Raw genomic sequence first — 14,269 nt, 5'->3', positions numbered from 1 at the left:
AGATTTAACTCATAATCAGATTATTGGGTTCAGCGATGTTCTTACAACCATAAGAGGGGGCAGTAATTTCAATTTCGGGCAAATTCAAATGGCCCAATCCCCAGGAGTCTTCATTATTAAATATGAGCGGACGCTTCAGTTGTTTCATCAACAACCCAAAGGAAACAAGCTGTTCAAAGCTAAGCTTAGGAATTTGCCCAGCATTGCCATGATCCACAAATGTTTCTGGGGCAACATCATGAAACCAGGTGCGGGTATGCTCAATGTGGTAAGCTCGCATGCCATTCCCCAGCACATGCTCTTTCAAGCCGCGATAGTGGGCGGCAAAACAGAGGATAGAGTCTAAATGCAGCCCATGCATTTCAAACTCTGGGTAGCCACGCAGGGCAAGCCAGTGTTCTCGATCCATGAGCGTGAAGTCACCACAGGCATTGAGATGAAGCTGGGGTAATACTGGTTCTTCTGGAGGTTCAGGTTCGCTAACTGGCTCTGGCTCTGGGGGCGCTGGAGTAGGCTGAACGGTCAGCAATCCCCGGCGAATCAGCCAATTAATCAGATCGGTGGGCATGAGCCGGAGGATAAAATCCTTAACCCCGACTGGCAACAACCGGCGATAAACAGTTCTAATCTTGAGAAGGGCTGGTGTCAAAGACTCTGGAATGAAGTCCCAATCAATGCGGGAGGGTGGGGAAGCTTCGGGCTCTGTGACCGTGTCATCTATCTCTTCAACTTCCAGGGTTTCCGATTTAAGGATATCCGTGCCACAGCGATGATTGATCCGAAGAATATGGTTTTCACAGTAGGCTAGCTGCTCATCAATGGGACAACCCAGAGGAACATCAGCAGGAACATCGTAGCGATCGACTCGATAGATTTCATCCGACTTCAGCTTACGGGATGCCAGAAAATCGAATAACTCGTTGGTAAACAGAAGGTCAATATTGGTTGCCAACACAAACTGTCCTCTGGCCCGGCGGATGCCCACATTCTTTCCCAGCATCTGAAACAGGGGCAGCACATCGGCATGATTGAACTGCTGGTGAGCTTCGGGTGGCACCTCAATAATTCGGATCTGGCAGGGGCTGGGTTGGGGCGACCAGTCCAGGGCTTCTGCCAGACGGGGGCGATCCGCCGGGGGATTCCACTCCACCAACACCAGTTCGGCTGGTAATTCGTAGCGCCGACACTGCTCTAACAGACCACTGACAAAAATCTGCATTCGACGCAGCATATTGCCACCGTGGTTGTCATTGCGGGCAGTGACAACAACCGAAAGGTAAGGGGTTTCACTCATGGGACTCACATCAACTATTCGTTTGCAATCAATTTCAATCGGCTGCCGATGCCTTACGGCTAAGCCTCACCCATCCTACGTTTACTCAATCTCAACGTGTCATCGTACATCGATTCGGCGTATTAGGACAATCTGTAATAGAACCCAGTCTGCTGGGAGGTGGTTGTTATCTTAGCCCCCAGTCCCTAGCCTCTTCTGATAGTTGACACCTGCTATAGCTAGGCGTGTAGCAAATGTTCTGATTGTTGCCAGTACTTGCAAGCCGCATAAGCCAGGGTGACAACTCCCGTCACGATCGCTGACTCATCCACCTCAAACTGAGGATGATGCAGGGGGTAATTGTGCCGATCGCGAAACCCAACACCCAAACGAAACATGCTACCTGGCGCGTACTGCAAGTAGACCGAAAAATCTTCCGCACCCAGGGACGGTTCGTGGATGATTTGAATACCCTGGCTTCCCCAGGCTTCTTCTGCCGCCGACTCAATCAGTTGAGTCATTGCCATGTTGTTTTGCACTGAGGGAACACCCCGCCGGTAGTTGATTTGGTAACGGGCACCGTAGGGCTGGCAAACACTGGCCACAATTCGCTCAATCCAGTTGGGTAGGGCTTCGCTGGTTTCGGGATGGAGCGATCGCACCGTCCCCAGCAATTTCACCCGATCCGCAATCACATTCGGGGCTCGACCACCACTAATCTGTCCAATGGTCAGCACAACCGGGCGTAGAGGGTTGTGAGTCCGGCTGATCGCCTGCTGGAGCGTAGTGATTACCTGAGCCGCAATCCAAACAGCATCTACGGCTTCATGGGGGCGTGCCCCATGCCCAGACTCCCCCAGAATAGTAATTTCTAAATCATCTGCCGCTGCCGTCAGGGATCCATACCGCACCCCAACCACCCCGGCTGAGATTGTTGGAAACACATGCACCGAAAAGATCCCGGTCACTTTTTCCATTGCCCCATCCTGCACCATCCAGCGGGCACCCTGAGCTGTTTCTTCGGCGGATTGAAACAGAAACCGAACATTTCCGGGTAAAGGCTGTCCCAACTGGGACAGGATCATCGCGGTTCCTAGCCCCACCGTAGTGTGAACATCATGCCCACAGGCGTGCATAATTCCCGGCTGGCGAGAGGCAAACTCCAATCCGGTCCGCTCAGAAATTGGCAAAGCATCCATATCGGTGCGAATAGCCAGGATGCGAGAATCAACCCCTGCTCCAATCAGTTCTGCCATGACACCGACCTTGCCCACCCCTTCCTTAACCTGCAACCCACAGGAAGACAGCACACCCGCCACATAGGCTGCCGTCTGAAACTCCTGCCCACTCAGTTCGGGGTGACTGTGCAAATGACGACGAATCTCGATTAAGCGAGGAGCCAGGTTGGCAGCAAGGTCTTTAATTCGAGTCAGCATGGGAAAGGGTATAGCACATTACTCCCATGATACGGATTGTTACAGGTAAGGGCTAGGGAGTGGAGGGAGGAGGGGCCAGGGACTGGGGGCAGGAAGAAGGAAGAAGCCAGGAAACAGGAGTTAGGAGACAGGAATTGGGGACTGGGGCCTAGGTATCGGGGGTGTCCTAGAAACGGTGCTCTGACTCCTTGAAACCCTAATTCCCTCGCTCCCCCTTCCAGGATTGCCACAAAAAATTTGACAAACCCGTACAACTCAGAACTCAAAACTTAGAACTCATCTACTCATCCACCCTTCTACTCCATCACTCCGTTACTCCATCACCCATCCACTCATCCACCTGTTCCTATTCCCCTCCTACCGTCCATCTTTCTCTTCTGTCGTCTTTCTTACGGAACCCAAAACCCAGAGGGAGTTAACCCGCTGGGCTTCGGCTGTGGTAGAGTTACTGGAACTGACACTGCGAATGGTTCCGATGATGCGTTGAAACTCTTGTACAAAAGGAGCGTATTCTGGGGGAACAGAGGGGAGGATGAGCCCGTAAAGGAAGGAGAGGCTGGCTCCCATATTGACGTAGACGTAGCCTTCGTTGGGAGTGGGGAAACTGGTGGTGGCGGTTTTGAAGTTGGGGTTGAGGTTGAGGGGCAGGTAGGGTTTGGGAATCAAGTCGGTCATGGCTCCAACCCCAGTAGTGATGAGTAAGGTATCATCACTGACCCAACCGTAGGAAAAAATGCTTTGGGTTTTGCCCCGGTCTTTCCCCTCCCAACTGGTGATGGGGATTCCTTTCACGCGGCGTTGAGCCACGATCGCCTCCCCTTTTGAGACCGAGCGAATATACTGGTCAAGCTTTTTGAGAGTGGCTTCAGCGGTAGGGCGATCGCTGGTTTGAAAGATGAACCCAATCCCCAGGTTAACTTTGGGAGAGATATAGTTGAACAGGCCACCCGTGGTTGGGTAATAAAAAACGGCGTATTCCCGATCCATCCAGTTCACAATGTCTTTTTCCAGATCGAGTCCGGTTTGCTTACGAAACTCAGCCCGCGCTTTGTTCAGCCACTGCTGGCTAGTGGATCCGGGGAAAATCGTATCAAGAAATCTCTGCCATTGTTGCTTGAAGTTATAGCCGTTGGCAGATACGTAGGTGATTCCAGGCAGGCGAGCTAAAATCTGATTGGCATCGGGGATTGCCGGAGTTGCCAGTTGGGGCTGGGGAGTGGAGAAGTAAAAATTGGTCTGTCCGTGGAGTCCTTCGGGTTGTACCCAGAGATAGGTATCAACGGTGTTGTAAACCTTCGTCAGCAGGGCCATTTGACTTTCTGCCAGGGCTGGAATCAGGATAGCTGGGGGAAGCCCTGAAACTTTATCCAATAGGGCAGTTAAGTAGCTGGTAAACCCGGCGATATTGCCGTAACCCATGATTAGCGATCGCCCAAACTGCGGATGCTTCAGCGTCCGTTGAAACAAAGGATTTTCTGCCAGGGTTGATTTTTCAGACGAGCGGGCATCGATCAGCTTTTCTAATGCCCGGTCATAGGGTGCGATGGCAACAATATTGGGCAGAAGAGCGATCGTCACACCACGGGACATCAGCTCTGAAGAAGGTGGAAGCGGCATCAACGGTGGAATTTGCTCTTCAAGATCCGGCGGCTCTTTGCTGTCAGGTTTTGCTGCTTTACCTTTCCTTTCCCCCGCTACCAGGGCTGATGGCTGTAAGCGGTGACGAAGCTGGGATGAAGGCGAGGGAGAACTTTTGGGTTGGGGGACAGTGGGTTTCTCTGGAGTCTCATCCGGCGACTCAGAAGGTCGCGATTCTTCAGCAGGTTCTTCTGAAGGAGTGGGCGCAGTCCACCGCAAGAGTGTTACCCCTTTATAGTCCCGCTCGATTTGGGGCTTTCCCCACGTAGTTTTGACCTTATCCAGAAAAGCCGTAAAGCGGTTGGTGTCTTTGATCGGAAGCAACAGGACTGTACTGGAACGAAATGATTTGTCTTGAGTGGTTGCAGGCATCACTGCGATCGCCGCCCGGTCTCCCAACCAGGGCTGAATGTCCTGAGTGAAGACCATTTTCCCGAAAGTTAGAGGAAATGTAAGTGGCAGAAAAGAACTGTTTGAAACCGGATTGAACCGATCTAAGTCAGTCCAGACTTCTGGGGTGGTGTTAATCAGCACAACGCCCGGCGTACTGGCTGGCAGAACGGTTGTCACCGCCGGAGGGAGAGCGTTCTTTGCTGAAGGAGAAATTTGGGCGATCGCCCGCCCAGAACCCACCACAAAAACCGTCAGAATCGACACTGAAATTTGACGCAGCAAAATCTTTCCCTCCAATGAGCTTTATAGACAGCCTAATAGGTTGTTCGTTTTTAATCTACAAGTCTGAAAAATAAGTGAGCGTGATTTCTACACCTGATACCTGGCTTTTGGCTCTTTGCTTTTAGCCCCTCACCCCTTCTCCCAATCCCTATCCCCTATCACTTGCTATATATTGCCCATCCCGGAATTGCCCATCCCGGACATCAGTTATCGTTGTGAAGGAAATTTGCTAACTGGTTGCATGAGTATCGAACGCAAGCGCTGGTTTCAGGTTGCTTTTCAGATAAAGGGGTCGGTGGTTCCAGCCGTTTTGGGGCGCACTGTTTTGTGCGGAATATTTGGCCTCTTTGTTACCCTTCTTCACTACTTCAAGCAACCTGTGGCACTTCCAATCCTGGCCAGCTTGATCCCGAATATCGTTCTGGGTCTGCTGCTGGTGTTCCGCACCAACACCGCTTACGAGCGATTTTGGGAAGGACGGAAGTGTTGGGGAACGCTGGTAAACACGGTGCGTAACCTAGCGCGCCAGATCTGGATTGCGGTGGAAGCTCAGAATGAAGGCGATCGCCGCCAGAAAATCGTTGTCCTCAAAATGCTGGTTGCCTTCTGCGTTGCTATGAAACAGCATTTGCGGCAGGAACCCATCAATGAGGAACTGGAAGCGCTTCTACCGGGCGATTGCTACCGCAAACTTAAAGGCATGAACCATCCTCCTCTAGAAATTGCCTTTTGGATTGGTGACTACCTGCAACAGCAGTACGAGCGGAATATGCTCAATATCTACCAGCTCAATGCCATGCACAAATTACTCGACCAGATGGTAGATATGCTGGGTGGCTGCGAACGCATCCTAAAAACTCCCATGCCCCTTGCCTATGCCATTCATCTCAAACAATTGCTCCTCCTCTACTGCCTGTCACTACCTTTTCAGATGGTTGGTAGTTTGGGCTGGTGGACCGGACCAACCGTAGCCCTCATCAGCTTCACCCTGTTTGGTATTGAGGAAATTGGGATCGAAATCGAAAACCCTTTTGGTCATGACCCCAATGATCTACCTCTGGATGCCATTTGCCACACCATGCTGCGCAATATCGAAGATTTGATCACTTTATCTCCCAGTTCTGAAAGTTTCGAAGCCAGGGACTGGGGGCTGGGGGCCAGGGGCCGAGAGAGTTGTTAGTTATAGCGATAGCCACCAGGCTTAGGACGGGGTGCAGGGGTGGAACCCCTGGCTGGGGGCGAAGCCTCCACACCCCCTTAAAGCGAATGTCCTAAGCAACCTGGCGACACTCCTCCACTCCTCCACCCTCCCACTCCATCACTCCTCCACCCCTCTCCCTCTACCATCCCATTGAAAACGGACAAACCAGATTGGGCCGGGTTTCTTCGGATACTGGGCGGGTTTCCTCATCCAGGGCTTTCACCAGTCGGTTGTAGATGGCTTCTGCCTGCTGGGGAGAGTTGCCAATACTGGTCAGACCCAATTTGCCAAATTCTGAAAGACAGCCCATGAGGTGAAATACGGTACCCGTTTCAGTGCTGGTATCAAAGTGGAGTTGGTGTTGGGCGATGATATCCATCAGGTCGTTGGGTAACAGTCCTCGATAACGTTCTTTTTGCAAGTTATCGGTTGCAACGTAGTACTTTGCTCGTCCCTGCTGGCTATAGAACATCCCGCTAGAGAGGTCATACCGTCCATTAGTGAGGAATTTTAACGTCATAAAGGGGTGAGTTGTACCACCCTTACGCAGATTGATCTCAATCGCCTGAACATCCCATTCGGGTTTTCCAGGCTGGTTTGGCTGGTGAACGGTGACAAAATCGACGCCAAATCGCTCCATTGCGCCCTTTTCTGCCAAATTCTTGCCAATCCGTAGTCCTAATTCCTGAAGTCGCAAACGATAGGACTCATCTGCTGGAAATTTGCAGCCCAGATAAATTTGGCCACTGGGCCCTCCCAAAATTTGGTCATGGGTGGAAAGGATTTCGACCTCGCCCATGGGAGTAATTCGTCCCTGGACACTGGGCGATCGCTTTACTTCTCCCTCAATGAAGGCTTCTGCGATCGCCCCCAGCTCTGGAATCCGGCTGCTGAAACGCTCCCAGGTTTCGTTTTTGGCTTCAAAGCTGAGTATCTCAAACTGTTTGCTTAACATCTTCACCCGTTCAGCATGGGAAGCAACACCTGGGCTAAATTCTTGAATATGGCGCAGATCCAGCAGGGCATTTCCCTCTCCTGAAAATCCCTCATTCAGTTTGATCACCATCCGTTGCAACTCTGGTTGCCGTTCCCACAACTCAGCCGCTGCGATCGCCAGATCCGCTGCCGACCAAACCACAGGACTGCCATCGGGATGGGGAATGGCTTCCTCCGCGAAAATCTGCCGACTGCCGCTCTTGGTTCCCCACTGCAACAGGTCGGGGTCAAGGGCATAAAGGGGGATTCCCAGATGTACTGAGAGTTCCCGCTCTGCCGCCGTTGAGTTGAAACAAATCATGTAGGAGCGGTCGTGATTCACAGCTTGCCGAATGCGCTCCATTAAGCGGGGGCGCTCCAGCACCTTTTGACTCAACGGGCTGAAGGAAGAATCATAGGTTGAAAGCAGCAGCAGGCGATCGCGGGCATGGGAAAACGGGATTCCCGGCAACAATTGCAAATAATAATCAATTACGCTGGGATGCAGTGGCTGGGATGTGATGTAAACCAGCCGGGTACGAGGATTTCGCAGGCGAATCAGCGAAAATAGCAACCGTTCTTCGTAATGATGAAACCCTTCAATCTTGAGCAATTCTCGCTGGTCGAGGCTGAGGAAGGGAACCACCACAATATCTGCATCGCTGCTGTCAAACAGTTCAACCGTTTTCCAGCGATCGCGCAATTGCGCCTGTAAACTCCGAAACTGCTCCGCTGTCTCAGAAGGAGAAACAACGCTCTGCATAAATCCCCTCGCCCCGCTCCCGGTATTTCTGATACCAGTCATCTTAGCGAGTGAATGTCAAAAAAATGCTAGACCGTTAGGGTATCAGTGGGGGCGTAATCGGAAGATTACATAGCGATCCTATTTGGATTGTGAGAAACGATTCCGCAGGAATCGTTTCTCACAAAGCCTCTCAATCTCACGACTGATTTAGGACTGCTATACGTATTTTCGGTAATGTCTATTATTGTTCAAGACAATGGGGCGCTGCATACTTGCCAACTGATACAGGAAAAGTGAAGAGTCTGGCATCAAAACGGCATGATGCCATTCTAGTTGCCTCCATACTGTTCAGAACTGTTCAGAAGTGAATCGGATTGAAAACAAGTGGGATCTGTTGAAAGAGTAAGAACTGGCTGGACGGATGTTTGAGGACGCATTAGAGCTGGCTTACGAGTGCTGGGATTGAAGCGAGGGCGATAAGGAGGATATACCGCCGAACGGTTTAGATTCTGAGCCTCTTGTCTTTACACCTGGTTATAGCGATAGCCACCAGGTGTAAAGACAGGGTGCAGGGGGTGGAACCCCTGGCTGGGGGCTTGCCCCCACACCCCCTTTAAAGCCAATGTCCTAAGCAACCTGGCGACAGCTATCCATATTTCAGCTTTTCCACCATTACTTAGGATCATGGATTTAATAACACCGCATTCTTTGAGTGAACTGACCTCTCCGACTCGGAGAGGGGTGCCAAAGGCGGGGGTGAGGTTTTCGGAGTTATTTAACTCTCATTCCTTAGTGTCCAGGAGAGTCACAACAAGAATCGTTTCAAAATGTAATGGTTATCACCAGCCTCATGGCAAATTGGGATATTGATGACTCATTGATGACTGCTGGAGAGAAGGAATGTCTGCTCTGTATGGGATATTGGCTGCTCTTGTTGTGCTGGCTGGGGCAGCCGCGGGATACCGGGTTTGGGAAAAGCGTTCACGCCGGAGAGAGAATGCGATGATTTCCCCACCAGTCATCGAACGTCCAATTGAGACGGCTTCAACCCCCATCGAGCCAGAAGTTCCATCTGCACCTGCTGAAGAGACAACTGTCCAGGCTGAAGCGATCACCAATCCAGCGACAGAATCTCCTTCCGCAAAAGTGCCCCCAATGGAGCCAGTCATTATTCAAGACCCGTGGCTGGATGAGCCTGAAGAAGACACCAGTGAGCCAGTTTCAGAGCTTCCAGCCGCGGAAACCCCTTCTATACCCCCGGCCGATTCTCCGCCCGTGGCATCAGAGGCATCGGTGGAGTCAGGGATTGAAATCCCTGCGGTCTCCCCACCAACTTCTGATTGGAGTGCCAAACCGGCCAGCTTTGCAACTTTGAATGAAACCCTTGCCAGTTGGGGGCGCTCCGGGCAGCTACAGCGAGCAAGTTCCTTGATGCGCTATGTTAACCATGCTGACAGCAGCGTGCGGGCAACCGTCGCTACAGCCCTGGGTAACCTGGCAGCCAACCGCTCTGGAGCCCATGTAGAAGCCCTCATCCCCACTTTAGGTAAACTGACCCAAGACTCCAGGCCAGAAGTTTGCGTAGCCGCCGTGGAGTCCCTTGGTAAGCTGCGATCGCCCAAAGTCCTTCCCTGGCTTCAGCGATCGCAGAATCACCCCAACCCCAACATCAAAAAAGCCGCTGCCACCGCCCTTCGGAACCTGAAGCTAACCTACCAGCCCAGGCCAGCAAAACTGAAACCTGATCAACGAATGAAGGGAAAGTAGGGGAGTAGGGTGGATGGGTAGATGGGTGGATGCTGTTCCTCTGCCCCTGCCCCTCTTCCCCCTCCTCACATCAACCCCGAAGACTCATAAAGCCGTTTCAGAATAGCCATGATCTTGTCACCGTACTGAGGGTCGGCTGCCCAGCGACTGCTTAGTTGCCGGACCAGGGGAGCAATGCCGCGGGTGACAAACCGGAAACGGGGAGCCACCACCTCCTGGACTAACGGCTCAGTATTGGCATAGGCTTTGAGATGCTGAATGTGGGCTCGGACCCCAATCCGGGCACTGGGGAAGGAGGCAAATTCAGAAGCACCGCCCGCCGCTCCTAATCCGGCAAAGTTGTTTTGCTCTGGTCTAATATCACCACCGAAGCGCAGGTAGTTGGTTTCGAGGCACATTTGAGAAAAGGCGATATCGTAGTTAATGCCTTCGATGCTGCCTTCTTCCCGGTAAAGCCGGGCAAGATCGGGAAACTGGGCCAGCCCCATTTCATGGTTTGCCTTGAGGAACATCATCAGCTGGACTTCTGTGGTGTTGCCGTGTCCGGCAATGCGATCGATCTGGCCAGGACAAATGGGCAGTGCCGAGCGAAGAATCACCGTTCGGCTGGCCGCATCCCAACTGACGGAAATGTAGAAGTCTCGTAGATCCACTGCCCGCACATAGACAACTCCCCGATAGCTGACTCTGCGAATATCGGGGTCGGTGGATAGGTCAACCCCTAACCGATCCGCCAGGTCGATTGGGATATAGGCATTGCCACTGACCACAATGCCCTGTTCACTATAGTTTTGACCATTGATACTAATGTTGCAGGGAGGATAGGTGCCCGTTGCAAGCGGGCTGGGGGTAGGCGTGGGGCTGGGCGTGGGGGTCGGACTGGGTGTCGGTGTGGGAGTGGGGGTAGGGGTGGGTGAAGAGATAGAGCGGCTCCAGGTCACCAGTCCGTCCGTAATTCCCAGGGCAATCTCCTTGCGGCGATTTTGAATCAGGAAGCGATCGTCGGGATTCGTGAGAAATCCAATTTCCATGAGTAACGAGGGGGGAACTACCTGACGGCAAAATGGTAAGTTACCAACGCCGGTGGACGTATCGGGCCTTACACCTCGATTGACGAGCTGAGGAACCCGCCGTAGAAGTGCCAGCAACAACATTTCTGCGTTTTGCTTACGCTGATTGTTGTTGGCAATATAGAAAACGCTGGTGCCACGTACAGAAGGATTTGAGAAGGCATCCGCATGAATTTCTAGTGCCACATCTCCAGAACGGGTACGGGCATTGATCCAATCGATCGTCTGACGCAGGTTTAAGTCATCAGGGACAGAAAGCACCTCTAGACCACGCGATCGCAACTCTGACACGATCAAGTTGCGAATCTGGATCATTTCTTGAACTTCCGTTGTACCCGCAACTACTGTCCCTGGGTCGGGGATGCCATATTCCTGCCCACCATGCCCCGCCGAGATAAAGATTCGTCCCATCTAACCATCCTTCCCTTGGCTGCTGCGCTGCTCATCCACCTGCGTCAGTTGTATACCAAGAAAGGGGGTTGGGATAAAAAAGTTAGGGGACAGGAGCGGGGGAGTGATGGAATGATGGAGTGGATGGTAGGGAGTAATAGAGTAACGAAGTGATGGAGTAATGGATACAAAGAGCAATCACCCTATCACCCTATCACCTCACCACTCCATCACACTTCTCTCACCTCCCCCCTCACCTGATTAACAACTAACACTCGCCCACCTTTTGAGGGAAATCTGCAAAAATAGATAAACTCTGGGAGCAGGGCGATAAAAGCTCGGCTTTCCTAGTTCCCCTTAGCCCTTTTTCCTTTTCCTATGGAAATCCCCCGCCTCCACCCGGACACGATTGAACAGGTCAAGCAACGGGTCGATATTGTCGATGTTGTGTCTGAGCACGTGGTGCTGCGAAAGCAGGGGAAAGACTTTACGGGGCTGTGTCCTTTTCATGATGACAAGTCACCTAGCTTTACGGTCAGCCCCAGTAAGCAGTTTTACTACTGCTTTAGCTGCGGTGCCGGGGGCAATGCAATCAAGTTTTTGATGGAGCTAGGGAAGCGATCATTTAGCGAAGTGGTACTGGATCTGGCACGGCGCTATAACGTTTCGGTGCAAACTCTGAAGGTGGAGGAACGGCAAGAGTTTCAGCGGCAACTTTCGCTGCGGGAGCAACTGTTTGAAATTCTGGCTTTGACAGCCCGGTTCTACCAGCACGCCCTTAACCAGCCAACTGGAAAGCCAGCCCTGGAGTATCTGACCGGAAAACGGAAGTTAAGTCAGGAGACAATTCAGCAGTTTCAACTGGGCTATGCACCTGGGGGGTGGGAAACTCTGTATGGCTACCTGGTGGAGCAGAAGCGGTTTCCAGTGAAGTTGGTGGAGCAGGCGGGGCTGGTGGTGCCACGCAAGGAAGGAGACAGTTATTATGACCGCTTCCGCGATCGCCTGATGATTCCGATCCACGACTTACAGGGACGGGTTGTGGGCTTTGGAGGACGTGCTCTGGGGGATGAGCAACCCAAATATCTCAACTCCCCGGAAACAGAACTGTTTGATAAGGGCAGGTTACTGTTTGCCTTAGATAAAGCGCGGGCGGCGATCGCCAAACAAGACCTGGCTGTAGTGGTCGAAGGCTATTTTGATGTGATTGCCCTGCACGCTGCTGGCATTACCAATGCCGTGGCCTCCATGGGAACAGCACTGAGCCTGCAACAGGTGCGCCAACTGTTGCGCTACACCGAGTCCAAGCGGATTGTGCTGAACTTTGATGCGGATGTCGCTGGTGGAAAAGCCGCAGAACGAGCGATTGGAGAGGTAGAGTCGCTGGCCTACCAGGGAGAGGTGCAGTTGCGTGTCCTCAACATTCCAGCAGGGAAAGACCCAGACGAGTTTTTGCAGACCCATTCCCCGGTGGATTACCAGAAGCTGTTGGATGAAGCCCCCCTCTGGCTTGATTGGCAAATTCAGCAGGTCATTGCTGGTAAAGATCTAAATCAGGCTGACCAGTTTCAACAGAGCGTTCAAGCCATCGTAAAGCTATTGGGCAACCTGCCTAACGCGACGCTACGCACCCACTATATTCACCACTGCGCTCAACTGCTGAGCCGGGGAGACTCTCGCCTGCTGCTGAGGTTAGAGGAAGACTTGCGTAATCAGGTGCGGGGTGAGCGCTGGCACGGGCGATCGCAAAAATGGCAAACCATTGGTGATCGTACCCTGCTAGAAGAATCAGAAGCCCAATTGCTGCGGCTCTATCTGCACGCGCCCCAACACCGCCCGTCAATTCGTCAGGCTATGGAGGAGCGAGATCTGGAATTTAGCTTTTCCCATCACCGCTTCCTCTGGCGGCAAATCTGTGAAGTCGAAAATGGGGGAAGTGAGGAGGCCAGGGAAGTGAAGGACGCAGGTGAGCAGCGGGAAAAAGAGCTTGAGGCAGATCTTCCACTATCTGATGCCATACACCTACCTCAAAGCCCTGATGCCCCTCCGCTCCCCACCCCCCACCCCTCCCCTGACCTCCTCTCCCTCTTGCAAGACCGCTGCACCGACTTTCCGGGAGAAATGGCGCGAGTCTATGCCCTGTTCCACCTGGATGAAAGAACTAAACGAGACATTCTGCGGGCTCCCCTCACTATTCGGGCAGCAACCGCCTGTATGGAGCGGGTCATGTGTGAAAAACGCTGCCGTCACTTCATGGATCTCTGGGAAAAGATGGATGCGACAACAGCAGCAGAGTTAGGAGCGTTTTATCAGCAAAAAATTTACACGGAAAAGCAGCGGATTGCCGAGTTAGATCGCCAGCGGCAGGTGACATTTGCCGATTTGGTCCAGACACCCTGGGTTGGCGAAGGTTGATGAAACTCACTACCCGTGGACACTATAGCGTCAAGGCACTCTTAGATCTGAGTCTGCAACCGGGGTATGGTCCGGCTTCGGTGAAGGCGATCGCCCAGCGGCAGGATCTACCCGCTCCCTATCTGGAAAAGCTGTTGATTGAAATGCGGCGAGCGGGTCTGGTGAAATCGATTCGAGGGGTGCAGGGCGGCTACCAACTGGCGCGATCGCCTGCCAAAATTTCCCTCGGTCAAATTCTGGAAGCGGTGGGAGAAAGCATTGACCCCCTCCCCGACCATACTCCCAAAGGTACCCAGGCTGAAGATTGGGTTACCCTCAGCCTCTGGAAGCGGTTACACCAGAAACTCAAAGAAGCCCTCTACAGTATTTCTTTAGAGGATCTGTACTACGACGCGCGGAGCTGGCAGGCCGCTCAAGGGGAAGAGATCAACTTTATCGTTTGATCTCAAGAAGCCAGGAATCTCAAAACCAACGTAGTGTTAGGCACAGATGACCTCACGTAAACGAGCAAGTGCTCTTTGATCTGTCTCAGGTATAGCTATGTAGCCCTTTTCAAGGGTGTGAAGTACAGTGAGGGTGCTCTGTACCCTCACTGTACTTCACAATCCCGTACCTCATTCAAGTGAAAACCGCTATAGCCACCAGGTTTAGGACGGGGTGCAGGGGTGGAACCCCTGGCTGGGG

General features: G+C 52.5%; 9 protein-coding genes. 4 read left to right on the top strand and 5 right to left on the bottom strand.

Going from position 1 to position 14,269, the window contains the following annotated elements; genetic code table 11:
• Positions 1–4 precede the first annotated feature (4 nt).
• The 3 genes from P4D80_RS08520 to P4D80_RS08510 all read right to left on the bottom strand — a co-directional run bounded on the left by P4D80_RS08520 (position 5) and on the right by P4D80_RS08510 (position 5,022).
• On the bottom strand, positions 5–1,294 hold the full coding sequence (locus tag P4D80_RS08520) for a hypothetical protein (RefSeq protein ID WP_421658627.1): 1,290 nt from the start codon (positions 1,292–1,294) through the stop codon (positions 5–7).
• A 218-nt stretch (positions 1,295–1,512) separates the two neighbouring features.
• Positions 1,513–2,709 (bottom strand): M20 family metallopeptidase, encoded by a 1,197-nt coding sequence (locus P4D80_RS08515; RefSeq protein WP_421658625.1) that lies wholly within the window; start codon positions 2,707–2,709, stop codon positions 1,513–1,515.
• 357 nt (positions 2,710–3,066) lie between these two features.
• On the bottom strand, positions 3,067–5,022 hold the full coding sequence (locus tag P4D80_RS08510; RefSeq protein WP_421658623.1) for a DUF3352 domain-containing protein: 1,956 nt from the start codon (positions 5,020–5,022) through the stop codon (positions 3,067–3,069).
• 241 nt (positions 5,023–5,263) lie between these two features.
• Here P4D80_RS08510 and P4D80_RS08505 point away from each other — a divergent pair, with 241 nt between their 5' ends.
• On the top strand, positions 5,264–6,202 hold the full coding sequence (locus P4D80_RS08505) for a bestrophin family protein (protein ID WP_421658622.1): 939 nt from the start codon (positions 5,264–5,266) through the stop codon (positions 6,200–6,202).
• Positions 6,203–6,362: 160 nt separating this feature from the next.
• Here the strand turns inward: P4D80_RS08505 and P4D80_RS08500 are convergent, their stop codons facing one another.
• A complete protein-coding gene (locus tag P4D80_RS08500) occupies positions 6,363–7,961 on the bottom strand; it encodes a peptide ligase PGM1-related protein (protein ID WP_421658621.1) in 1,599 nt (532 codons plus the stop codon).
• A gap of 882 nt (positions 7,962–8,843) precedes the next feature.
• On the opposite strand from P4D80_RS08500, the gene P4D80_RS08495 reads away from it, so the two are divergent.
• Complete coding sequence (locus P4D80_RS08495; protein WP_421658619.1) at positions 8,844–9,710, top strand: HEAT repeat domain-containing protein; 867 nt, start codon at positions 8,844–8,846, stop codon at positions 9,708–9,710.
• 65 nt (positions 9,711–9,775) lie between these two features.
• Here the strand turns inward: P4D80_RS08495 and P4D80_RS08490 are convergent, their stop codons facing one another.
• On the bottom strand, positions 9,776–11,191 hold the full coding sequence (locus tag P4D80_RS08490) for an N-acetylmuramoyl-L-alanine amidase (RefSeq protein WP_421658618.1): 1,416 nt from the start codon (positions 11,189–11,191) through the stop codon (positions 9,776–9,778).
• 357 nt (positions 11,192–11,548) lie between these two features.
• Between P4D80_RS08490 and dnaG the strand changes: the two genes are divergently transcribed.
• Both dnaG and P4D80_RS08480 read left to right on the top strand, forming a co-directional pair.
• The gene (dnaG, locus tag P4D80_RS08485) at positions 11,549–13,585 is read left to right on the top strand and encodes a DNA primase (RefSeq protein WP_421658617.1); all 2,037 of its coding nucleotides are present in this window, start codon (positions 11,549–11,551) and stop codon (positions 13,583–13,585) included.
• Complete coding sequence (locus P4D80_RS08480; RefSeq protein WP_421658615.1) at positions 13,585–14,028, top strand: Rrf2 family transcriptional regulator; 444 nt, start codon at positions 13,585–13,587, stop codon at positions 14,026–14,028. Before dnaG ends, P4D80_RS08480 begins: the two co-directional genes overlap by 1 nt.
• Positions 14,029–14,269: the final 241 nt, after the last annotated feature.

This window comes from Leptothermofonsia sp. ETS-13, from assembly GCF_049200465.1.
Taxonomy (GTDB): domain Bacteria; phylum Cyanobacteriota; class Cyanobacteriia; order Leptolyngbyales; family Leptolyngbyaceae; genus Leptothermofonsia.
This window is presented reverse-complemented; position numbering and strand designations above follow the sequence as displayed.